General features: G+C 60.5%; 17 protein-coding genes and 3 pseudogenes. 7 read left to right on the top strand and 13 right to left on the bottom strand.

Translation table 11 applies throughout. The annotated features are described in order from the left end of the window. Positions 1–95: 95 nt before the first annotated feature. Entirely contained in the window at positions 96–2561 is a 2466-nt protein-coding gene (locus N2597_RS27160; protein ID WP_183602254.1) for a glycoside hydrolase family 3 C-terminal domain-containing protein, read from the bottom strand. A 110-nt stretch (positions 2562–2671) separates the two neighbouring features. Here N2597_RS27160 and N2597_RS27155 point away from each other — a divergent pair, with 110 nt between their 5' ends. Beyond that, positions 2672–3307 (top strand): TetR/AcrR family transcriptional regulator, encoded by a 636-nt coding sequence (locus N2597_RS27155; RefSeq protein WP_183602382.1) that lies wholly within the window; start codon positions 2672–2674, stop codon positions 3305–3307. A gap of 491 nt (positions 3308–3798) precedes the next feature. Here N2597_RS27155 and iolG read toward each other — a convergent pair whose 3' ends face one another. The 5 genes from iolG to N2597_RS27130 form a co-directional block, all read right to left on the bottom strand. Further along, positions 3799–4791, bottom strand: coding sequence for an inositol 2-dehydrogenase (gene iolG / locus N2597_RS27150; protein ID WP_040112406.1), 993 nt, complete (start codon positions 4789–4791; stop codon positions 3799–3801). A gap of 40 nt (positions 4792–4831) precedes the next feature. Then, on the bottom strand, positions 4832–5635 hold the full coding sequence (locus N2597_RS27145) for a TIM barrel protein (protein ID WP_183602252.1): 804 nt from the start codon (positions 5633–5635) through the stop codon (positions 4832–4834). A 75-nt stretch (positions 5636–5710) separates the two neighbouring features. Further along, a complete protein-coding gene (locus N2597_RS27140; protein ID WP_040142174.1) occupies positions 5711–6505 on the bottom strand; it encodes an ATP-binding cassette domain-containing protein in 795 nt (264 codons plus the stop codon). Positions 6506–6507: 2 nt separating this feature from the next. Further along, positions 6508–7629: an ABC transporter permease gene (locus N2597_RS27135; protein WP_009991852.1), complete on the bottom strand. Its 1122-nt coding sequence runs from the start codon at positions 7627–7629 to the stop codon at positions 6508–6510. Positions 7630–7751: 122 nt separating this feature from the next. Further along, complete coding sequence (locus N2597_RS27130) at positions 7752–8699, bottom strand: sugar ABC transporter substrate-binding protein (RefSeq protein ID WP_077988954.1); 948 nt, start codon at positions 8697–8699, stop codon at positions 7752–7754. A gap of 175 nt (positions 8700–8874) precedes the next feature. Here N2597_RS27130 and N2597_RS27125 point away from each other — a divergent pair, with 175 nt between their 5' ends. Then, positions 8875–9870, top strand: coding sequence for a substrate-binding domain-containing protein (locus tag N2597_RS27125; RefSeq protein ID WP_183602250.1), 996 nt, complete (start codon positions 8875–8877; stop codon positions 9868–9870). A 97-nt stretch (positions 9871–9967) separates the two neighbouring features. On the opposite strand, the gene N2597_RS27120 is transcribed toward N2597_RS27125, so the two are convergent. Continuing rightward, on the bottom strand, positions 9968–10804 hold the full coding sequence (locus N2597_RS27120; protein WP_040142182.1) for an alpha/beta hydrolase family protein: 837 nt from the start codon (positions 10802–10804) through the stop codon (positions 9968–9970). 119 nt (positions 10805–10923) lie between these two features. On the opposite strand from N2597_RS27120, the gene N2597_RS27115 reads away from it, so the two are divergent. After that, positions 10924–11841: a LysR family transcriptional regulator gene (locus tag N2597_RS27115; protein ID WP_183602248.1), complete on the top strand. Its 918-nt coding sequence runs from the start codon at positions 10924–10926 to the stop codon at positions 11839–11841. 48 nt (positions 11842–11889) lie between these two features. Here the strand turns inward: N2597_RS27115 and N2597_RS27110 are convergent, their stop codons facing one another. Continuing rightward, entirely contained in the window at positions 11890–14916 is a 3027-nt protein-coding gene (locus tag N2597_RS27110) for an alpha-mannosidase (RefSeq protein WP_183602246.1), read from the bottom strand. 435 nt (positions 14917–15351) lie between these two features. After that, the gene (locus N2597_RS27105; protein ID WP_225881442.1) at positions 15352–16263 is read right to left on the bottom strand and encodes a hypothetical protein; all 912 of its coding nucleotides are present in this window, start codon (positions 16261–16263) and stop codon (positions 15352–15354) included. Between the two features lie 341 nt (positions 16264–16604). Between N2597_RS27105 and N2597_RS27100 the strand changes: the two are divergent. Next, a pseudogene (locus tag N2597_RS27100) lies at positions 16605–16934 on the top strand (aldehyde dehydrogenase family protein); the annotation flags it as partial. 70 nt (positions 16935–17004) lie between these two features. Here N2597_RS27100 and N2597_RS27095 read toward each other — a convergent pair. Continuing rightward, positions 17005–17919 carry a LysR family transcriptional regulator gene (locus tag N2597_RS27095; RefSeq protein ID WP_183602244.1) on the bottom strand — a complete coding sequence of 305 codons (915 nt, stop codon included), beginning with the start codon at positions 17917–17919 and terminating at the stop codon, positions 17005–17007. A gap of 139 nt (positions 17920–18058) precedes the next feature. On the opposite strand from N2597_RS27095, the gene N2597_RS27090 reads away from it, so the two are divergent. The 3 genes from N2597_RS27090 to N2597_RS27080 all read left to right on the top strand — a co-directional run bounded on the left by N2597_RS27090 (position 18059) and on the right by N2597_RS27080 (position 20469). Continuing rightward, positions 18059–19132, top strand: a complete 1074-nt coding sequence (locus tag N2597_RS27090) for a tartrate dehydrogenase (RefSeq protein WP_183602242.1) — start codon at positions 18059–18061, stop codon at positions 19130–19132. A gap of 204 nt (positions 19133–19336) precedes the next feature. Beyond that, positions 19337–19813 carry an Lrp/AsnC family transcriptional regulator gene (locus tag N2597_RS27085; RefSeq protein ID WP_183602240.1) on the top strand — a complete coding sequence of 159 codons (477 nt, stop codon included), beginning with the start codon at positions 19337–19339 and terminating at the stop codon, positions 19811–19813. A gap of 179 nt (positions 19814–19992) precedes the next feature. Then, complete coding sequence (locus N2597_RS27080) at positions 19993–20469, top strand: Lrp/AsnC family transcriptional regulator (protein ID WP_040112430.1); 477 nt, start codon at positions 19993–19995, stop codon at positions 20467–20469. A 134-nt stretch (positions 20470–20603) separates the two neighbouring features. Here the strand turns inward: N2597_RS27080 and N2597_RS27075 are convergent. The 3 genes and pseudogenes from N2597_RS27075 to N2597_RS27065 all read right to left on the bottom strand — a co-directional run. After that, a pseudogene (locus N2597_RS27075) lies at positions 20604–20755 on the bottom strand (aspartate aminotransferase family protein); the annotation flags it as partial. A 12-nt stretch (positions 20756–20767) separates the two neighbouring features. Then, positions 20768–21604: a GNAT family N-acetyltransferase gene (locus N2597_RS27070; RefSeq protein ID WP_183602380.1), complete on the bottom strand. Its 837-nt coding sequence runs from the start codon at positions 21602–21604 to the stop codon at positions 20768–20770. An 82-nt stretch (positions 21605–21686) separates the two neighbouring features. Then, a pseudogene (locus N2597_RS27065) lies at positions 21687–21936 on the bottom strand (aldehyde dehydrogenase family protein); the annotation flags it as partial. Between the last annotated feature and the right edge of the window lie 70 nt (positions 21937–22006).

Genomic DNA, 22006 nt, shown 5'->3' with positions numbered 1-22006 from the left:
ACCTAAATCGTTTGGCACCTGAAGATGTTCTTCGACTGATGGAAGATTTTGGGAGAAGATCTGATGACAAGCAGAGGCATCACCACGGTAGGCAATCACGCGTGCGACGGCGGCAACAGATAGCTGGCCGGTGACCGCAGACCGACCACGGATTTTATATCTATGGCGTTGGCTGCAATAACCAGCTGATAGTCACCCGGCTCTGCCCGGAAGGCACCGGCCTCAGGGTCAAAGTAAGCGAGATCGCGCGGCAGGACCTTCAGGACCGCCGTGCCCGTTTCGCCAGGCTGCAGCGAAAGCTTGGCAAAGGCGCGCAGTTCCTTGTCCGGCCGTGCCACTTTGGATTTGGGCGAACGCACATAAAGCTGAACCAGTTCCGACCCCGCCCGATCGCCGATATTGGTCAGGTCGACGCTGACGGTCACGCCGTCAGCATCCATCTCGCTCACCGACAGTCGCGGCTTGTCCCAGCTGAAGCGCGTATAGCCAAGCCCGAAACCGAAAGGAAAGAGCGGCTCGACGGCGCGGCTGTCGTGGTGACGGTAGCCGACGAAGACGCCTTCGGCATAGTGCACATGCCCGTCCTTGCCGGGATAGACGGCGGGATCACCGGTGATGGCGGCGTTATCGGCAAGCCCCTTCGGGAAGGTCTGCGGCAGGCGTCCGCCCGGCTCGACGTCGCCGAACAGCACGTCGGCGACGGCATTGCCGAGTTCCTGCCCCGGATACCACATCTGCAGCACGGCGCGAACCTTGCCGAGCCAGGGCATTTCCACCGGGCCGCCGGTCTGCAGCACCACCACCGTGTTGGCGTTGGCGGCCGCAACCCGCTCGATCAGTTCCTCCTGTCGGCCCGGCAGCCGCATGTCGGGCAGGTCCAGTCCCTCCGTATCCCATTCGCCGTCGCGGCCGACAAAGAGAAGCGCCACATCGGCATTACGGGCAGTTTCGACGGCCGACTCGATGTCGGCCTCGCCAAGCGGTTTTTCGACGCCGAAGCGGACAGCGATGAGGTTGATGCCCTCCTCCGTCGCCATGGATGGTTCATACTCGACGGTGATCTCATATGACCGGCCAGCCTCAAGCATCAACGTGCCGCGCTGTTCGTCGTTGGCGGTGCCGAAATAGTTCTCGCCGCGCGTCCAGCCGTCATGGCCGTCGACCGTCAGTACACCGTCGACGAAGAGCCGCGCCAGTCCGGCATTGGTCATACCGAACACATGCTCGCCGCTCTCCTCCGGCACGAATTGCATCGTCATGCGGGCCGAGAAAGCGGCGGGATCGAGCTCGCCCGACGGTAGTTCGAACCAGAAGAATTCGCCCTTGTTGACCGTTTCGACGTGCAGCGGATCGCCCTTGCAGCCGCGGCCGTTGAAATACTTGACCGTGATCTCTCCCTTGAACACGTCGATCAGCCGGTTATGGCGGCAGCCGACGGCATGGCTGATGCTGTTGGCATTGGAGAGAGCCGCGCGAATGCCTTCGAGCGGGCTCAACGTATAATGCGCCGCGATCTGCGCACTGCCGCCGCCCATGACCCGCGCGCTGGCAGCGTTGGGGCCGATGACAGAGATGCGATCGAGCGAGGTCTTGGCAAGCGGCAGGATGCCGTCGTTCTTCAGAAGCACGGCGCCTTCCGCGCCGAGACGCCGGATCAGTGCCCGGTCCTCCGGCAGGTCGACCGCCCGCTCGGTGAGATCGGGTTTTTTCTCGAACGCGCCGACCCGCTCGAGCAAAACCAATATGCGCCGCGCCGCAGCGCGCACCGTCGCGGCATCGACCTTGCCCTCGCGCACGGCCGCAACCAGTTTCTCGCCGCGGTCGCGCGCCGGGCCCGGCATTTCGAGATCGAGGCCGGCATTGATCGTCTCAGCCGTCGAGTGAGAGCCGAACCAGTCGGACATGACGATGCCGCCAAAACCCCATTCCTCGCGCAGCACCTTGGTCAGCAGCCAGTGATGCTCGCTCGTATGGGTGCCGTTCAGGCGGTTGTAGGAGGACATGACCGCCATGACGCCGGCGCGGCGCACCGCCTGTTCGAAGGGTGGGAGGTAGATTTCGCGCAGCGTCCGCTCGTCGATATCGGAAGACATGGTCTGCCGCTCGATCTCCGATTCATTGCCGGCGAAATGCTTGATTGTCGCCGCGACCCCTTCGCCCTGCACGCCCTCAATATAGGCGACGGCGAGTTCCGCAGTCAGCATCGGATCTTCGGAATAACATTCGAAATTGCGGCCGTTGAGGCCGGAGCGATGGATATTGACCGTGGGCGCGAGCAGCACGGCGGCACCCTTGCTCTTTGCCTGGCGCGCAAGGGCTGCACCCATCTGATGGATAAGTTCGGGATTCCAGCTGGCCCCGAGCGCAATGGCGACGGGAAAGCAAGTCGCCTTGACGCCGGCGACCAGCGAACCGGCGCCGCGCGCGCCGTTCGGTCCATCCGTCACCTTGATCTTCGGCACGCCGAGACGCTCGACCGGAACCGTCGTCCAGAAATCGGCGCCCGACAACAGCGAGACCTGCTCCTCCAGCGTCATCTGGTCGAGAATGGAATCGATCATGCAAACCTCCCAAGCAAGCTCTTAAACCTACCGATTACTCGGTATTTTTAAGATGTCAATTGGGCAAAGCTGATGTATGGAAGGAGAGCATAGGACAGTACCGGGGAATGATGGCAGAATTGTCGGAACAGAACGTCGCGGAGGAAAGGCGCCGCCGCCGCTCCCGCAAGGGGGAGACACGCCGTGCGGAGATCCTCGCCGCGGCGATGCGGCGTTTTGCCGAAGACGGCTATCAGAGCGCTGCGATCGGCGACATCGCCCGCGATGTCGGCCTGTCGCTGCCGGGTCTGCTGCATCACTTCCCGACCAAGGTCGATCTGCTGCTGGCGATCCTCGCCAAGCGCGATCTCGATAGCGCCGATTTCATCGGCCACTATCGCGCCGATCTTCGCGGCCTGCTCAGGGGCATGGTCGAAATCTTCCGCCGCAACGCCGGAATGGTCGAGGTCATCAGAGCCTTCGCCATCCTCAATGCCGAAAGCCTGATGAAGGACCACCCCGCCAAGGCCTGGTTTCTCGATCGCACCACGGAGATGCAGAAGCACATCGCCGCGACTTTCGAGCGGGCCGCCGCCGACGGCATGATCAATGCCGGCATCGACGGGCAAGCGATGGCGGCCGAACTGATCGCCGTGATGGACGGCCTGCAGATGCTCTGGCTGCGTGACCCCGATCGCTTCGATATGGTCGGCGGCCTCGAAGCCTATATCAGCCGCCTGCAGACGAGCCTCGGCCTGGAGCACTGAAACGGCCTGCAACTCGGGGGCACAGGTACCATCTTCACCCGTTGAAGCGCACCGGATCGACGCTTGCACGACGGCGGCTGAGGGACTCAATGAGGGTGCGATATGCCTTTGGAGCGTTCTCGAACATAGCTGGCACAGAGTTTCTTCAACCCTCGGTACGATCCAATTCCGAGAAGGCTGCTCAGCCGTATCACTGTCGTTTGCGAAACGCCGCAGTTTTTTGCGACTACTGCAGCGCTCTCGAAAGCAATCATGTCCGGCTGCTCAAGCATCCGCCTGGCCACCTGTTCCACCTGGTGCGGGAGGAAGATTCGTCCCTCAGCGATGAACTGTTTTAGTTCCTGAAAAGTTTGAGGACGTTGATCTCTCAAAGGACACATGACTGACATTGGCACCTCCGTGGCAGATGCATTTCGCGCAGGATAAGTCGTCGCATTTCTTGGGATGGGCGATACAGCGGGCGATATGGACCGGACTGCATCGCCATGACGTCAATTGACGGCAACTGGCCTGCCTGTCTGCCAGCTCACAGTAGCGGCCTCCGCCAATTTCTGAGCCTGGAGCCCATCCAGCCCCCCTGGCCGCGGCGAGGAGTTGCCACTGTCGATCGCTTCGATGAAGGCGTTGATCTCGTTGGCGTAGGCCTGTGCATAGCGTTCGAGGAAGAAATATTGAACAGGATCGCCGCTGACGCCGTTCGCATTGGAAAGCTCGACGCTCGTGGCATGGATATTCTTCGCCGCGAGCATGCCGGCAGCTCCATGGACTTCGATGCGCTGGTCGTAGCCATAGGTCGCCCGGCGCGAATTGGTGATCACGGCAATACGGCCCGAAGCCGTCTGCATCTGCACGGCGGCAGTATCCACATCGCCCTCGGCTCCGATTGCCTTGTCGACGAGAGACGACCCCAGCGCGTTCACGACGACGAATTCCTCGCCCATGAGGAAGCGGGCCATGTCGAAGTCATGGATCATCATGTCGCGGAACAGACCACCGGAGGATTTGACGTAGTCGGCAGGCGGCGGCGCTGGATCCCGGCTGGTGATCGTCACGATTTCAATTGCTCCGACATCGCCCCGGCGCAGGCGCGCTTCCACACTCGCGAAGTTCGGGTCAAAGCGGCGATTGAAGCCGATCATCAAGGTCGACCTGTTTTTCTCAACGACGTCGAGGCAGCTATTGATGCGCTCGACCGAAAGGGATACCGGCTTTTCGCAAAGGATTGCCTTGCCGGCGCGTGCCGCCGCCTCGATGAGGTCGGCGTGGCTCGGGGTCGGTGTCGCGATAAGGATCGCATCGACGTCGGCGGAGTTGATGACGTCCTCCGCGTCGGCAACCCCGGCGCCGGTCTGCGCGGCAAGCGCCTCTGCCGATGCCTTGAAGGCATCCGCCACATAGGCGAGCTTCGCTTTCGGGTTCGCCGCGATAGTTGCGGCATGCACCTTGCCTATGCGGCCGGCGCCGATCACTCCAAATCTGATCATTGATGTCTCTCCATTATCTGTAAGTCTTGACTATCGAAATCTAAACGGTGAAGGCGTTGCGGAAGCGGGCAAGCGCCGTCTCGTCATCACCCGAGGCCCAGGCCTCCATGCCGATCGTGCCGCGATAGCCCATGTCCTTGAGCGCGCGGGCGATGGCCTTGTAGTTGATCTCCCCGGTGCCCGGTTCCATGCGACCGGGAACATCCGCCACCTGGATTTCGCCGATATAGGGCAGCGCCCGCCGGCACAGCTCGATCAGGTTCCCCTCACCGATCTGGGCGTGATAGAGATCGAGGTTAAGCTTCAACGCCGGCCGGTTCACGGACGAAACGAGCGCGAGCGTATCCTCGGCCTTGGCAAACGGGGTCTTGGGGTGATCGACGGCTTGGTTGAGGTTTTCGAGCACGAAGGTCACGCCCTCCTGCTCTCCGAGGTCGGCAATGCGCTTCAGCGTGTCGCGCGCCTTGAGCCACATCGCACCCGTCACTTGGTCAGCCTTGACGACCGGCAGTCCATTGCCGTCGAGGCCGGTTCCGTGCAGGTTGAGACGCGGGCAATTCAGCTGCCGGGCAACGGGGATCGATAACTTCGTGGTTTGCAGTAATTCTTCCGCACCTTCATCATCGGCAAGCGTGCCCGACACATAGCCGGTCATTGACGAAAAGACCGCTCCCGATCGCGCAAGCGTGGCGATGTCGTGTTTTGTCCAATCCCAGATTTCGGCCTGAAAGCCGAGTTCGCTGATACGCTTCAGCCTGTCGACCACAGGAAGCGACTTGAAGACCATTTCGGCGCAGACAGCGAGCGTGAAGGGGGATGATGTATTCGACGGACCGTCGTTCATGACCATTTCCATGTTTGTTGATTGAGAATGCGGCAGCTTGCCAAAGCCAATCCGGCACCGCGGGGATAAGCAGGGCTAGATTGTGCCGCCGAGCTCCTCGGACAGTTGCTGCAGCTCCTTACCGCCCGCCATCAGGTTCTGAAGCTCGTCCATCGCGATATCCGCCTTGGCAAAAGTGCCGAGCGTCTGACCGCGGTTGAGAATGGTGAAGCGGTCCGCGACCGCATAGGCGTGCCGAACATTGTGGGTGATGAAAATCACGCCCAGTCCGTTTTGTCGGACCTGGTGGATGTATTTCAGCACCATCGAAGTTTGCGCCACGCCGAGCGCCGAGGTGGGCTCATCGAGAATAAGGATCTTGGCACCGAAATAGACCGCGCGTGCAATCGCAACGCATTGGCGTTCGCCACCCGACAGTGTGCCCACCGCCTGATTGGGATCGCGGATATCAATGCCGATTTTGCGCATCTCTTCACGCGTGACATCGTTGCAGTGCGCGAGGTCGAAGTGACGGAATGGGAAGATGCCTTTGCGAGGCTCCCGCCCCATGAAAAAATTACGCGTGATCGACATCAGCGGAATCATTGCGAGGTCCTGGTAGACCGTCGCGATCCCTGCATCGAGTGCGTCGCGCGGGCTGCGGAAGTTGACCGGCTTGCCTTCGACCAGGAAGACACCTCCGCTTGGCCGGACGACGCCGGACAGCGTCTTGATCAAGGTGGATTTGCCGGCACCATTGTCTCCGAGGAGACACAATACCTCTCCGGCCGACACTTGCATCGACACGCCGTTGAGAGCGATCACGGAGCCGTAGTGCTTGACGATATCGGTTACTTCGATGATCGGCGTTCGGTTATTGACGTCTGGCATGATCAGCGCTCCCCGGTAACCTTGCGGCGGATGAAATTGTTGAAGAGAACAGCCAGCAGCAGCATCGAGCCGAGGAAGACCTGAAACCAGTCGGAGTCGAACCTGGTATAGGTCAGGCCGATGGAAACCGAGCCGAAGATAATCGCTCCGAAGAAGGCGCCGATCGCCGAGCCATAGCCGCCGGTGAGCAGGCACCCGCCAATGACGGCGGCGATGATCGCCTCGAACTCTTTTTGAAAACCGCGTCGGGCGTCGGTCGAGCCGGCGTCAAGCACGGTGATGATGGCGACCAGCGCGGCGGCACATGCCGTCAAGGCGAACAAGCCGGTTTTCACCCGATGGACAGGCACACCTGAGTTTCTTGCTGCATTCGGATCGCCACCGGCCGCGAAGATCCAGTTGCCCATGCGGGTGCGCAGCAGGACCCAGGTTGCAGCCAGGGCAAGCACGACGAACCACAAGACCGACACCGGGATGCCCGTGACCTTCGGCAGGCCATTGGGGAACTTGTCGATCAGATCGTGATCTGCAAGCCAGACAAATAGGCCCTTCAGCGCATCGCCGGAAAAGAGCCCGAGCAGCGGACTGTCCTTCACATGATCGCCGATGCCGCGAAGCTGCGTCGAGCCGCCCGTGGCCCATTTCAGACCGACGAGGGTCAAGCCGCGCAGTATGAACAGAAATGCCAGAGTCACGATGAACGACGGCAGGCGGGTGTGGATGACGATCTGCCCATTGATCGCGCCCATGAACGCCGCAAACAGCATCGTCATGACGATGGCAACCGAAAGGGGTTGACCGAAATTGGTCAGGATGACGCCGAAGATCAATCCTGCGAAAGCCACCATCGAGCCGATCGAGAGATCGAACTCTCCGCCGATCATGAGCAGTGCCGCCGCTATGGCGAGGATTCCCAGTTGCGATGCCGGCGCCATGATTGTCATCAGGCCGGAAAGGGAGAACATCGTCGAATCTGCAGTAAGAAAGAAAAACACGATGACGAGGACAAGGCCGGCGACCGCACCCAGTTCGGGCCGCCGCATCATATGTGTTAAAAAACTCACTTGTTTGACGCGCTCATCGACCGTCGGCGCAGCCGCCGTGTTCTGCTCAAGCGAAGCCATAACTCCTCCCATGTAATCTTTGTTTTGAGGTAGCGGCGGCGCTGCTCGGCAGCGCTCTTTCAACCGAACCCCCTCCCCTCGAGGGGGAGGAGATTCTGCGAGAATGCCTTTCGGCAAGTCGGTCAGCGAATGCCCTTGGCGGAAAGATCGACGACCTGGGCGGCCTTTTCCTTGGTGATCAGGTTCGGACCGGACGGAACGTTGCCGCCTGGGATCAGCCCGTATTTGGCGTAATTCGCCAAAAACACGACCGGCAGATAACCCTGCAGGAACTGCTGCTGATCAATCGCGAAGGCTGCCTTGCCGTCGGCCACGGCCTTCAGGAAATCGGCCGAAAGGTCGAAGGTCGCCACGCGGATCTTGCCGGTCATTCCGACATCCTCGACAGCCGCCAGAGACGGCTCGCCGGCGGTGCCGGCACCGAGCGCCATGACGGTATCGACAGCGGTGTTCGAGCTCAGCGCCGCCTTGACCTTGGCCCGGACGTCGGCAGGATCGTTGCTGACGGGCAGAACCGTGACCTTGCCGCCAAAACCGTCGGCAAAGCCCTTGCAGCGCAGATCGAGCGCGACATTGCCGACCTCCTGATTGACGCACAAGCCTTCCTTACCGCCCAGCTCATGCAGCTTCGCGCCAGCGGCCTTGCCGGCGGTGTATTCGTCCTGGCCGACATGCAGAAGCGCCCCCAATTCCTTCGATACGTCGGAACCGGAGTTGATCGAGATAACCGGAATGCCAGCGGCCACGGCCTTCTTGATGGACGGACCGAGCGCCGAAGAGTCCGGGATGGAGACGATCAGCCCGTCAGGTTTCTGATTGATGGCCGCATCGATGAGTTGGCCCATCGACACCATGTCGAATGTTTCCGGCGCCCGATAGTCGACGCTGACGCCGATATCCTTCGCAGCTGCGTTGACGCCGTTCTTGACCACGGACCAGAACGGGTCATTGGCCTGGCCATGGGTAACGGCAACGATGCGAATGTCCGCCGCATTGACGATTGCTGAAGAACACATGAATGCAACAGCGACGGCAGCGCCCGCGAAAAGCGATTTCAAACCAGATTTCATCTAACCCTCCCAAAAACAGTCCGCTCCATACGGACCCGCAGTTGCTACCGGTAGCAAATCCTTCTGCACCCGGTAGCAAGCTGGGACAAACTACTTTATTGTCGGCAAAAATCAAGCATCCATTCCATTTTTATTTTTTTATGGAATATTCATTTCCAATCAGGAGGAGACAGTCATGCGCAAAAGGGCGACGGCAAAGGAGGTGGCTGAAGCTGCCGGCGTATCGAAATGGACGGTCATCCGTGCGTTTACACCAGGTGCATCCATTACCGACGCCAGCCGGCAAAAGGTGCTTCAGGCCGCCGAGGCGCTGAACTATTCGCCGAACCTGCTTGCCCGCAGCCTCGCCACAAACATCACGCATCAGGTCGCGATCTTCGTCGATGACTTCGCCAATCCGCACAAGCTTCCGGTTCTGGAGATGCTCACCGAGCGCCTGCAGGCGGAGGGACTACTGACTGTATTGATCAATATCAATCGGCATTTCGATCACGTTCACGCGCTGATCAATGCCGACCAACGGCAATTCGACGCGGTGATCCTGTTCGGGACGGCATTTCGCGAGGAAACGCTCGGCGATCGACGCCTCGGCCCAGGTTTTCCGCCGATGTTCGTTCTGGCAAGAGACAGCCAGATCCCCGGCGTCCCGGCAATCGCCTGCGATGCGGAACTCGCTCTCAGCCAGATGGTCGATTACCTGTTCGACAAGGGCTATCGCCGTCCGGGCTTCATGACGGGAGCAAGAACCCTGTCGACGGCACTCGGCCGGCGCCATCATTACGCGAATTTCTGGCGGCGGAAGGGCGTCGAGAGCGTCGTAGAGCTCAATACAGACCGATACAGTGCTGAGGCGGGCGCCGAAGCGGCGCGAGCCTATCTGAGCGCTACTCCGCCTCCCTCGCGCGTCGATGTGTTGATGTGTGAAAACGACATTCTGGCGTTAGGAGCCATGGATACGGCCCGCAGTGAATTTGGTTGCCGCGTGCCGCAAGACCTTGCGGTGGTCGGCTTCGACAATATCGAGCTTGGCGCGACGCCGGCCTATGGCCTGACAACTTACGAGCAGCCCACTTATGACATGATCAACACGATAGTGGAGATGATTACCGGAGCCCGCGCCGTTGAAGCTGTCACCTTGCCAGGTCATCTCGTTTCCAGACTATCCGCCTGATTGCCGGTGTTGAAGGGAAGCCGCGGCTCGATATTGTCGCACCTGGAAGCCCATTCCGGTGGTTATCACCGGGCCCTCGGCTTGGAAGGCGGATAGATCAAACTTGCAAGCGCGCCAGCCAATCCATAATGCGGCTGACCGCTTCGTGATACCTTTGCCCGACCAGCAGACCCGTATGCGTCGTGCCGGCAAGACCCAGATATTCGCCGCCGATATGGCGCGCCGCCGCCCGGCCGCGCCGGTCATCGTCTTCATTGCCAACAGCGGAGATGACAAGGCTTCGACAGCTAATCCTGCTGCCGTCGACGGAAATCCCCTCCGCTCCGAAATGAAAGGAGAAGGCGCTGAAAGCCTTGCCTGACTCAATCGACAGGTATTTCCGCTGAAACGCAATATCTTCGAAGATCTCATCGGCGCTGACCTGCTCGCCGCGCGCCGGCGCGGGCACGACGAGACCGTGCGCCTGCGGAGCAAGGCCCTGATAGGGCACCTCGTGATGCACTTGCTTGCAGATGCTGGAATCGATCAGCACCAGCCCGGCGATCTCCACGCTTTCCGCCAGTTTCTGGCTCAGGATGCCGCCCATGCTGAAGCCGATCACGATAGGCGGGCTTCCGCTCTCATCGACGATTTCGGCGATCGCCACCTGAATGTCTTCGAGATAATCCTCGAATCCGACCCGCGTGAAATCGACCGATCTGCTTTTGTAATGGCCACGCAGATTGATGCAGTAGGAGTCCCATCCTGCGGCCATGAAATGCGGAATGTACTTGCTCCACATCCAGCTTCCGGTGAAGGCGCCATGGACAAACAGCAGAGGCGGCCGGCCGGCCCGCTGCGAGCCATGGTTCCCATGGAATATCTCAAGAAAAAGGTCGTTCTCTCCGATGAATTTTTCCCTGTGCTCGGGCAACTCCTTTGCATAGTCCCGCATGGCATTCGCTCCTTCAATTGGGCAGGCATCCGAGACAAAGGATATTTGTTACGCAATGTTGATCAACCAACGCACATGGACTTACATAAAGGACAAAATGTCCTCAATTGGGAGTGGCCGTGGATAGTCTTGCAAGCGTCGTCGCCTTCGTTCATGCCGCCGAACAGCGGAGCTATGTCGCCGCCGCGCGCCTTGCCGGCGTTTCGCCGTCGGCCATCGGAAAGGCGGTTGCGCGTCTCGAAAGCCGGCTCCGCGTGCGGCTCTTCAATCGCACGACGCGCAGCATCAGCCTGACAGAGGAAGGGGCGGTCCTCTACGAGCACTACAAACGCGTCCTCGACGACATGCAGGATGCAGAGGCAGCCGTATCAAAGGGCCGGGACCGGCCAAGGGGGCGCCTGCGCGTCAGCGTTCCACATATCGTCGGGCACCATCTTCTGATGCCGATCCTGCCGAGCTTCACCGCGCAGTTCCCCGAGATCGAACTGGACATCGATTTCGAAGACAGGGTCATCGATCTCATTACGGAGGGGCTCGATGTCGTCGTGCGCAGCGGCGAGCTTGCCGATGCGCGGCTGATCGCCCGTCGTCTCGGCGAGCAGCATTTCGTCGTCTGCGCGAGTCCCGCCTATCTCGAACTTCACGAACGGCCGGACACGCCCGACGATCTCTCGCGGCACGCCTGCATTCACTTCAAATACCCATCGACCGGCCGCACCGCGCCCTGGGCCTTCCGCCCGCCGCACGAGCGGCTGCTTCTGCCGAAAAGCTTGACATTCAACAACACCGATGCCGGGCTGCGGGCGACCAGGGATGGGCTCGGCCTCGCGCATCTGCCCGTCTATGTCGCCGAGCCGCATATCCGGGCCGGCACGCTGATCCCCGTCCTCACCGCCTTCATGGCGCCCTTCGGCTCGCTCTCGCTCGTGTGGCCGTCAAACCGCCAGCTTTCACCCAAAATCCGCGCTTTCGTGGATTTCGTCGTCGAGAACTTTGCTGCCCGGCTCGGCACTCCATTTTCATACTTCGGAGAATGAGTCGCCGGGCCGTGTCGAGCGGCGGAGCGCTTTTGCAACGAAGGACCATCAGCCCTTCCGCAGTCTCCAAGTCCGGATTTCGAACGGCATGATGTCTGCCGGTCCTTGGCGCTCCATCGGCTCTTCAAGAATGTTGAGCGGCTGCGACGCGCTCCATCCGGAAGGCAGGTTGAGAGAGAGGCGGCCGCGCCGGCCGGCGGGTTCGTAGAGGCGCAGGATGAGGCCGTCGCCCTCTTCCGCGGGCTTCAGGCCCGAGAAGGCGACGGGCGTACCGGAGACGGCAAGCGGCGCGAAAGTGCCGACGGAGAGGCCGTGGGCTTCCGCGGTGACGAGCGGCTGGTTCAGGTCGAGCGCTTCATCCAGCACGCAGCTTTCATGCCAGGCGCCGTCATGCGGCATCAGCGCATAGGTGAAGTTCTGCTCGCCTTCGTCGGCCAGCGGATCCGGATAGATCGGTCCGCGCACCAGGCTCATGCCGATCACATTGCCGCGAGCGCTGTGACCGTATTTGGCATTGTTGAGCAGTGCGACGCCGAAGCCCGGCTCACTGATATCGACAAAACGATGGGCGACGGCCTCAAACATCGCCTGTTCCCAGGAGGTGTTGCTGTGCGTCGCCCGCTCGACCACGCCGAACGCGCATTCGAAGGTCGCCTTGCGCGACCTGACGTCGACGGGGTTCAGCGTGCGCAACAGAGTGCGGCGGTCATGCCAGTCGATCGTCGTTTCGATGTCGAGCCGCTTGGCGTTCGCCGTAAGGACATAGGTTTGCGTGACGCTCGAATTGCGGTAGCGATGGACGACGCGGATCGCCGCGCGGTGCGGGCCGCTTTCGACGAGGCCGATGCTTTCGGGCGCTTCGAGACGGACGGCCTTTTCGGCATAATCGGCATCGATATCCCAGGCGTCCCAGTTGCGCGGCTTGTCGGCCGGATAGACCCAGAGCTGGTTTGCCGAGCCGTCGACCGCCTCACGGCCGCTCGCCTTGTGAAGGAGGCTCGCGACCGCGCCGTCCCTGCCGATGACGACGGCGAGATGATCGTTTTCGAGGCGATCGGAACTCGCCTTGAGCCCGGCCGCCGGCTGCAGCGCCTGCCGGTCGAAGACGGCGACGGACAGGGGTGCGACATTTTCGGCGGCCGAGACGACGGTGCCGTCGGCGAGCGTGGCGCTGAGGGGCCGCGGCACAAGCGACGGGTTGACGACGACAAGCGCATCGCCGACGCTGCCTTTCGGTAGCTGGGCCGACAATAGCTGCAAGCCCTTGGCCTGTTCGGCCTTGGCGTGCTCGATGACCCCGCCGAGCTCCTGCTCCGCGTCCTGATAAACCTCGCGGATGCTCGAACCAGGCAAGATGTCGTGGAATTCGTTCTTCAGCACCACGCGCCAATCCGCCTCAAGGCTCCTCGGCTTTTCAGCTCCGAGCATGTGGGCGAGCGACGCCAGCGTCTCGGCGGTGACCAGCGCCCGTTCGGCCTGGCGGTGTTTGCGCTTGACGCCGCTTTGCGTCGTCAGCGTCGCCCGGTGCAGTTCGAGATAAATCTCGCCATCCCAGACGGGCAGGTTCTTCTCCGATGCAGTTCGGTGCGCCTCTTCGTAGAAGCCTTTGACCGTGCCCCAGCGCGCCTGCGGGATGGCCGGAAAATTGCGCAGCTGCACTTCGCGCTCCACCATTTCAGGCGTCACGCCGCCGCCGCCGTCGCCATAGCCGACAGCGAGAAGCGAGGCATGATGCTGCACCTTGCCGCGGAAATTCTTCCAGGTCGGCAGATAGCAATCGGCCTGCACGAAGCCGTTATAACCCTGCATCGGGTTATCGAAGGTGTGGGTCAGCACCTTGCTGCCGTCGAGGCCCTTCCACCAGAAGAGATCGGAGGGAATGTGATTGGTCTCGCTCCAATTGACCTTGATGGTGAAGAAGCTGTCGATGCCGCCCTGTCTCAGGATCTGCGGCAGCGCGCCGGAGAAGCCGAAGCAGTCCGGCAGCCAGCAGACCGTATGGCGCGCGCCGAAGGTCTTTTCGAAATAGCGCTGGCCGTAGAGAACCTGGCGGGCGAGACTTTCGCCTGTGGGCATGTTGGTATCGGGCTCCACCCACATGCCGCCGAGGGTCTCCCACTTACCTTCCGCGACCTTCTTCTTGATGCGATCGAGAAGCTCCGGGTCTTCCTCTTCCATCTGCGCGTAATAATGGGCGGTCGATTGGTTGAAGCGGAAATCGGCTGAGCGCTCCATCAGCGACAGCGCCGTGTTGAAGGTGCGCCGCATCTTCCGCCGCGTCTCGCGATAGGGCCAGAGCCAGGCGAGATCGATATGCGCATGGCCGGTCAGCACCAGCTCGCCATTGGCAGGAAAGCGCTTCTGCAATTCCTTCAGCCGCGCCGTCAGCGCCTCGAAGGCGGAGGCGGCAGAAGCGCTCTGCTCGTCGGAGAGGCCCGCCGGATTGTCCTCGAGTTCCGGCAGCTCCCAGATCTTCTGCTGCATGACGGCATCGGCGGTGCGGGAGACGTAAGCGGCGGTATCCGACGGCCAGTCGAGGCTGCGCAAGGCCTGCTCGGCCGCATCCATCATATGCGGCACGACTTCATGATCGCCGAGCACCTCGATCGCTTCGGCCACCTGCTTCAACAGAAGATGCAGGCGATGGGCCGGGCCGTCGAGCCAGATCAGCCGGGCCTTGTTGAGCCGCGGCGTCCGGTTCGGCTCGCCAAAGGGAAAGCGCGCGACGCTTTCCGTCGCAATCGAAAAGCGGCGGCCCCTGACCGGAAATTCCTGATGGTAGGGATCGAGTCCGAACGTCTCGCTCTCGCCATCAGGATAGCTCAGCGTGATCAGGCTCTCGCCGCCGAGATCGAGCTGCAGGCGGATATCCTCGAGCGGCCAGCCCGCCGGCGCCTCAGCTTCCGCAGCAAAATGCACGACGCCCTGGCGATGCGGCCAGTCCTGATGATGGCCGATCGGCTCGCCTTCGAAGGTCCAGCCGTCGATCGGGCTACTCTTTCGATCCCGCCAATGCGCGAGCTCCGCAATGCGGACTTTGAGGCGATCGAGGCGTTGGGCAATGGTCAAAGGCATGGCTTATCCCTGTTCAAAAATCGGCCGCGAACGATCCGGAGTCATGGGCTTTGGGAGATGACGGATGGTGCGGCAGAGCTCGCGATTGCCGGCCCCTCCTCCCAGCGGGTCCTGCCGAGTCTTTAGATTAAGTAACTTTGATTTGCCGTCAAGTGCAAAGGAATGCGGAGGTTCGTAGCCGACGGAAAATGATCAAAAAAGCTTTGAGCCTACAGGGCAGTCCGTGCGGACATTTCCGGATTGTCAGCGAGCCTGAGTTTACGTTGCTCGAAGGATCGTCGTGGCGCGAACCACCCAAAATCGCGCATCGGAAGTGGTCGAGAGCCTTTCCTCTCCCGGTCGGGAATCAAGGTGCCGCTATGTGCTGGACGCCGTGATGGGACTCGAACCGCCAGCCCGGTGGTGTAGAATCGACGCCCGCATCCTTACTTTTGCTCAGAACGATAACTCGCCCATCGAGAGCTTTCGCAGCGCGATGGCGACATTGGCGACGAGCCCTTCCTTTTTCGGACCGCAATCGGGATAGCGGGTCATGTTGTCGCCGTTGTGCATGAAGACATATCCGCCGCGCCCGGCCGGCGTCGGATATTGCCAGATCCAGTCCGACGGTTTCGGATCGTGCTCCGGGCCGACATCGGTCAGCCAGATCGCCCCCGGCGGCGGGTCGGTCCATCCGCGCACATACTGACCGAAAATTCCCTTCCATCCATCGAAGTCCTCGCTGAGATCGGAGAAGATCCCCAAGCGGTCGTCGCGGACGCGAACCCTAATGTTGGAAAATGGACGGGGCGGAACGGCGTGGAACGGCGCTATGAACGGCAGCCAGGGCTGGCATGGTTCCGCGCAGATGATCAGGTTTCCGCCCCGCGCGAGAAATGCGAGCAGATCTTCAGCTCGGCTCTTGAGAAAGAACTCGTCATGGCTGCTTGGAATATAGAGCGTGTCCGTCCTGTCAAGAATCCCGGGGCCGAGCTCGTATTGCGGAACGAACGAGGTTTCCAGGCCGGCCTGTGCGAGGCTTTCCTGCAACCCGTCAGGCTGCCACTCCGATGGGACATGCGAGCATTGCAGATAGGTGAACCGGTTCCTCAAAGGCCGCTCGATGCTGAGCTCGCGGTTCAGCCAGGGATAGAAGGAACGCAGGAACCGCGTGGTCGCCGGCATGAAGCGCTGGCCGTTGTGCGAATGCGGGTCGAGCGTCGAGAGCAGTAAACGCCCGCCGCCCGGCAATGCGGGAAAATCGAGAAACAGACTGCCACGGCCATCGTCGATCTCGAGGATCGAGCGCGCGCTTTCCGGAACATTGTAGGAGCCGCCCCAGTGCCAGCTCATGTGAGACAGCGGCATGCTTTCGGTGATTGGATGATGCGGCTCGGAAAACCTCACACATTATTCGCGGCGGGCGACCCATGCGAGGCTCTTGGCTTGGTGGAGGCAGGAATTCGAGGCTATGCATGCCGAGCGTTGCTTTGCGACAATCACCGTTAGCCCGCGTTCGGACTATGGAAGCGGTCGCGCCAGCCGGATTGCAGCCCTCGAGCATTTCCTCGCCAATGTCCAGAGCCGCGCCGATGTTATGCTGATGACATGCGCCGAAGCGGCTCGGCTTCACCAGTCCGCCGCACTCTAGAAAATGCCGCGGGCCGCAGCCCGCCGGCCCGCCACAATGTCGAACAACGGTTGATCTCATGCATACCTATCCGGAAGTAAGGCTTTTCATCGGCGGCGAATGGCGCGACGCCCTGGCTGCGGAGACTATCGCGGTCGTCGATCCGGCGACCGAGGAGGTGATCGGCTGCGTCGCCCATGCGCGTCACGCCGACCTCGATCTCGCGCTGGAAGCGGCCGACAAGGGCTTCACGCTCTGGCGGCAAACGTCGGCCTTCGACCGCTCCAAGCTGATGCGCAGGGCCGCCGACATCTTGCGCTCCCGCGCAGAGGCCGTCGCCTATGCGATGACGCGCGAGCAGGGCAAACCGCTCCATGAGTCGAGGCGGGAGGTCACAGGCAAGAGGCAAAGGCTGTCCGAACCATGTGGACAGCCATCAGCGACACGTAGCAATACAAAGCAAATGTCGACAAAATCGATCATGCCTGTGCGGAATATCTCGCGAGATTCTGTCTTAGAAGATCAAGCAGAGCATCTCTTTGTGGATCTCGAACTGCTTTCATCCACGCAGCCGCCAACGGCAGTGTCTGCGTCGGCTGGCCGGTCCCGTCGTCAAGAGGGAGAAAACGGACGCCGGCTGAAGCGAGCGATGATGTCCATCTTGGGACGATGGCGAGACCAAGTCCCGCCGCGACCATGCTGACGATCGTTTGTTTTTCATCGGCTACCTGGGCAATGTATGGGTGAAGGCCTGCCGCCGCAAACATATTCAGAGTAAGATCATAGCTGTGGGGTCTGGATCTCCTGTCCGGTACAATCAGCGGCTCACTCGCTAAATCAGGAAGAGAGATGCTATTATTGTCGGCGAGTACATGCGCGGACGGCACTGCCACGACGGCTGTCTCAGAAAATAAATCCTCGACTGCGAGGTTTTGGCTCATTCCAGAGCGCGGCCTGATGAACGCCAGGTCCAACCCGCCGGCCAAGAGCTTCGGCACAAGCCGAATGGATTTGTCCTCTGTCAGTTGGGTTTTGACATTAGGCGCGATTGCTCGGAAGTCCTGGATCAGCGTCGGGAGGAGGCCGGCGGCCGCGCTGTCGATTGCGCCTATGCGCAAGACATGACTGCGTTGCCGCTGGTTCGCGCGAAACCGTTGTTCAAGCTCATTCAGCCGGGCGAGAAGCGGTCTGACCTCCTCCAAGAGAGCGACCCCGTCCTCGGTCAGCGAGACGCTTCGGGTCGTGCGGTACAGCAACTGGCTCCCAACCGACTCTTCGAGCAAGCGGACGTGGCGTCCAAGCGATGCGGGTAGCAATCCTATCCTTTGAGCCGCCCGGCCGAAATGAAGCTCTTCCGCAACGGCAATGAAGCAGCGCAACTGTTCAAGCTCCATGTGCCATCTCCCATTATATCGATTTTTTATATAATTTTTTGGTGATTGAGTAAACCGAGCTCCAGGTCCTAGGCTTTAGTCGAGCGGAGAAAGCCCTTCCTTCCTGCGGTGAATGCAAAGGCGCTACTGGAGAAGATTGATGCGTGAATACTTTATCGCAGCCATCCCCGCCGACGGGATAGGCCCCGAGGTCATTGCTGCCGGACGGAGCGTACTCGCAACTCTGGAAGAACGTCTGGGCGACGTGAAATTCACCATCAAAAACTTCGACTGGGGTTCCGACTATTACAAAAAGCACGGCGTGATGATGCCCCGCGACGGGCTTGAGCGGTTGAAGAAATTCGATGCAATCTATTTCGGCGCCGTCGGAGCGCCGGATGTTCCTGACCACATCACCCTATGGGGGCTCAGACTGCCGATCTGCCAGGGCTTCGACCAATATGCCAATGTCCGGCCGACCAAGATCCTTCCAGGTATCACCCCTCCGCTACGCAATTGTGGCGTCGGCGATCTCGACTGGGTGATCGTCCGCGAGAATTCCGAAGGCGAATATTCCGGCAATGGCGGCCGTGCCCATCGCGGCCTGCCGGAGGAAGTTGGAACCGAAGTCGCTATCTTCACGCGCGTCGGCGTCACCCGCATCATGCGCTATGCTTTCAAGCTGGCGCAGGCGCGGCCACGCAAGTTGCTGACGGTCGTGACCAAATCAAATGCCCAGCGACACGGCATGGTCATGTGGGACGAGATCGCCGCCGAAGTGGCTGAAGAATTTCCCGACGTCACCTGGGACAAGATGCTGGTCGATGCCATGACCGTCAGGATGACGCTGAAGCCGCAAAGCCTCGATACAATTGTCGCGACCAATCTGCACGCGGACATCCTCTCCGATCTGGCCGGCGCGCTCGCCGGCAGCATCGGAGTTGCACCCACCGCCAATATCGATCCGCAGCGCCGCTTCCCCTCGATGTTCGAACCGATCCACGGATCGGCCTTCGACATTACCGGCAAAGGCATTGCCAACCCTGTCGCCACCTTCTGGACTGCGGCCCAGATGCTGGAGCATCTCGGCGAGCAGGAGGCTGCGGCCCGCCTCATGCGCGCTGTCGAAACGGTCACCGGCGCGGGCATCCTCACCCCGGATGTCGGCGGGACGGCCACCACCAAGGAAGTCACGGACGCCGTCTGCGACGCGATCCACTCCTCCAACGCCTAAAGGAGGAACGAACCATGACTTGGGACGATCAGAAGGCGCGGGGGGCATTGCGTCGTATATTTGACGTTGCCATCGCCAGCCCGGTCCAGCCAAGATCGTCCCGCGGCATCTGCCACTTCTACCGCAGGGGCGTCGCATCGTCGTCGGCGCCGGAACGGACGCCGATGACATTCGCGCCATTCTCATTAGCGGAGACCAAAGCCCATGAAACTCGACCGTACCGACATCAAGATCCTTCATGAACTGCAGAAGAATGGACGGATCACCAATGTCGAGCTCTCCGAACTAGTCAACCTGTCGCCCAGTCCGTGTCTCATACGCGTAAAGAAGCTGCAGGCGGAGGGCTACATAGAACGGTATTCGGCTCAGATCGATTTCAACAAGCTTGCTCAGACCCTGACGGTATTCACGGAGATTACCCTGAAGAACCATCAGCAGATCGACTTTGCCCGCTTCCTCGCGACGATCGAGAAGATCGACCAGGTGATGGAATGCCATCTGGTTTCCGGAGGCTACGACTACCTTCTGAAGTTCGTCACGGCGGGGATAGAGGAGTACCAGACGATCATGGAGCGGCTCATCGACATGGAAATCGGCATTGACAAATATTTCGGTTTCATCGTGCTCAAATCCCCGCTCGTGAAAGCGCGTATGCCCTTGACGAGTCTGTTTCAGCTATAAGTCACAGGATCGGCGACGGCAGCATGAAATGCCGTCCCTGCAATTTGCCGCAGTTGTTCGTTCCTCTCAAAACCTCGAAACGCAATCGACATGTTGATCCAACGTGTTAGTCTGACGGCCCGAGACACGGCAGTACACCATGCCGCGCCTCTTTGCAGCTCGACAGGCGGAGTGACGCGATGAAACTCGACCGGATCGATATAAAGATTCTACATGAGTTGCAGAAGAACGGGCGCGTGACCAACGTAGAACTCGCCGAGCTCGTCAACCTTTCCCCGAGCCCCTGCCTGATGCGAGTGAAAAAATTACAGTCGGAAGGTTTTATCGAAGGCTATTCCGCGCAGATCAACGTCGCCAAGCTCGGCCAGACGCTAACGGTTTTCACCGAGATTACCCTGAAGAACCACCGGCAGGTGGACTTCGCCCGTTTCCTGGCGACGGTCGAAAAGGTTGACCAGGTCATTGAATGCCATCTCGTCTCCGGTGGCTATGACTATCTCTTGAAATTCGTTACAGCCGGGATCAGCGAGTATCAGACGATCATGGAGCGACTCTCCGATATGGAGATCGGCATCGACAAATATTTCAGTTTCGTGGTGCTGAAGTCGCCCATTGTCAAAGCCCATATGCCGTTAACGAGTCTGTTTCCTCTGTAGCTTGATCCCGCGCTTTCAATGCCACGGAGGCAGATCCTTGCCGAAATAAGCTCTCCGACCGTTCAGAATGGCGTAGAGCAATCCTCTGACCTCATGGTCGTCGGCTATGTAAACGCGAGCGGAGGTGCTCAGCCTTACAAGACCGCGCGCACATCGGAACCGGTCAGAGTGTCTTCGAGCCTCTGCGGCTGCGCTCGATGATCGCGATGTCATTCGTCGTGCAGCAGCAGAGTGGCGGCGCGCAACCGAGGACACCATTGGCGAAGGCCCGGATGCCCAAGCCACTGAGGCCTCCGGATCACCCGAGCGCCTGGTTGGTGAGAGCAAAGATGGTGGGACCGGATTCTCCAATCGCGATTGGCGGCTTCATCATGGCAATGGCACCGCTCACATGAGGGAGGCCCTGCTCGGAGAGCCATTGGGAAAGGCCGGCCGCGGCGGCGGTGGTATCGACCCTGAGGAACTTGCCGGGCCGCGCGGCAATAAAATAGGAGATGAGTGCCTTGGCGTCGTCGAGGTTCGCGGCGATGACAGGACCGATAACCTCGCCACGGCCAAAAGTGCGAAGGAAGGCGAAACCGGTGACCTTGCCGTCATGGCGTACCACAGCTAATTCACCGGTTTTCGCAAGATATGAAATCAGATCGCTGCGATCAGCTCCGAAAGCCTTTCGATCGAGTTCTTCGATGACAGCGACATCGGTTGGCGTTGCGGCCATCGCGGCCGGTGGCGCGGCTACTCTCTCTGCAATGCCCTGGTGCTGCAAAATACGGCCGGTTTCACGAAAACCAAACTTTTCGTAAAGCGGAAGACCTTCAGCCGTCGCCACGAGCCGCAACGACCGCTCACCGGCAATGCCTATCGCGGCCTCCATTAGCCTGCGGCCAAGGCCGCGCCCCCGCATGGCCTCGTCGACGATGACCATATTGATCGTAGCGCAGTCTTCCCGATACCGCGTAACTAGGACGGTGCCGACCACCCGGCCATCCTCGATGGCGACGACGCCCTCACTTAATGCAAGCGCCATCTGCCAATCCTCGGGGCGATGGGGCCAGCCTGCCTGCCGGGAGAGGTTCACGGCGGCACTCAGATGTTCGGGGCTAAAAGCGGCAATATCGATCTGACTTGTCTGCACGACACTTCCTCGGATTTCTTGTGTAAATTGTGAATGAGTGTGAGTAGGCAAATCGACTAAAGGCTGCACTCTCAGTGACATCTTATCGTTTTCCCCTCATGGTCCGCGGCATCTTATGCTGGCACCGAATGACCCACGCGCCCGCCATCAGCTTGTCCTCGGAGCCTACCTGCGCACACTCGCGCCCGAGGCCGGACTGTTTGAAACCGCCAAAAGAGGCTACCTCGGTGAGATGGCGCCGGTGTTAAGTCCGGCCAAGCCGAATTCGAGTGCTGCGCGTCAACACGCCAGGCTCAGCTTTCGGTGTAGACATAGGCCGCGCGACCAAGAGGCTGGGGCGCCAGTAGATCTCTCCTTTGGACGGGATCAGCGGCTGGCGCTGGTAATGCCGCCATTGCGCGA

The sequence above is a fragment of the Rhizobium sophoriradicis genome, from assembly GCF_025200795.1.
GTDB lineage: Bacteria > Pseudomonadota > Alphaproteobacteria > Rhizobiales > Rhizobiaceae > Rhizobium > Rhizobium sophoriradicis.
Note: the sequence above shows the minus strand (reverse complement) of the source record. Positions and strands in the feature narration are given on the sequence as shown.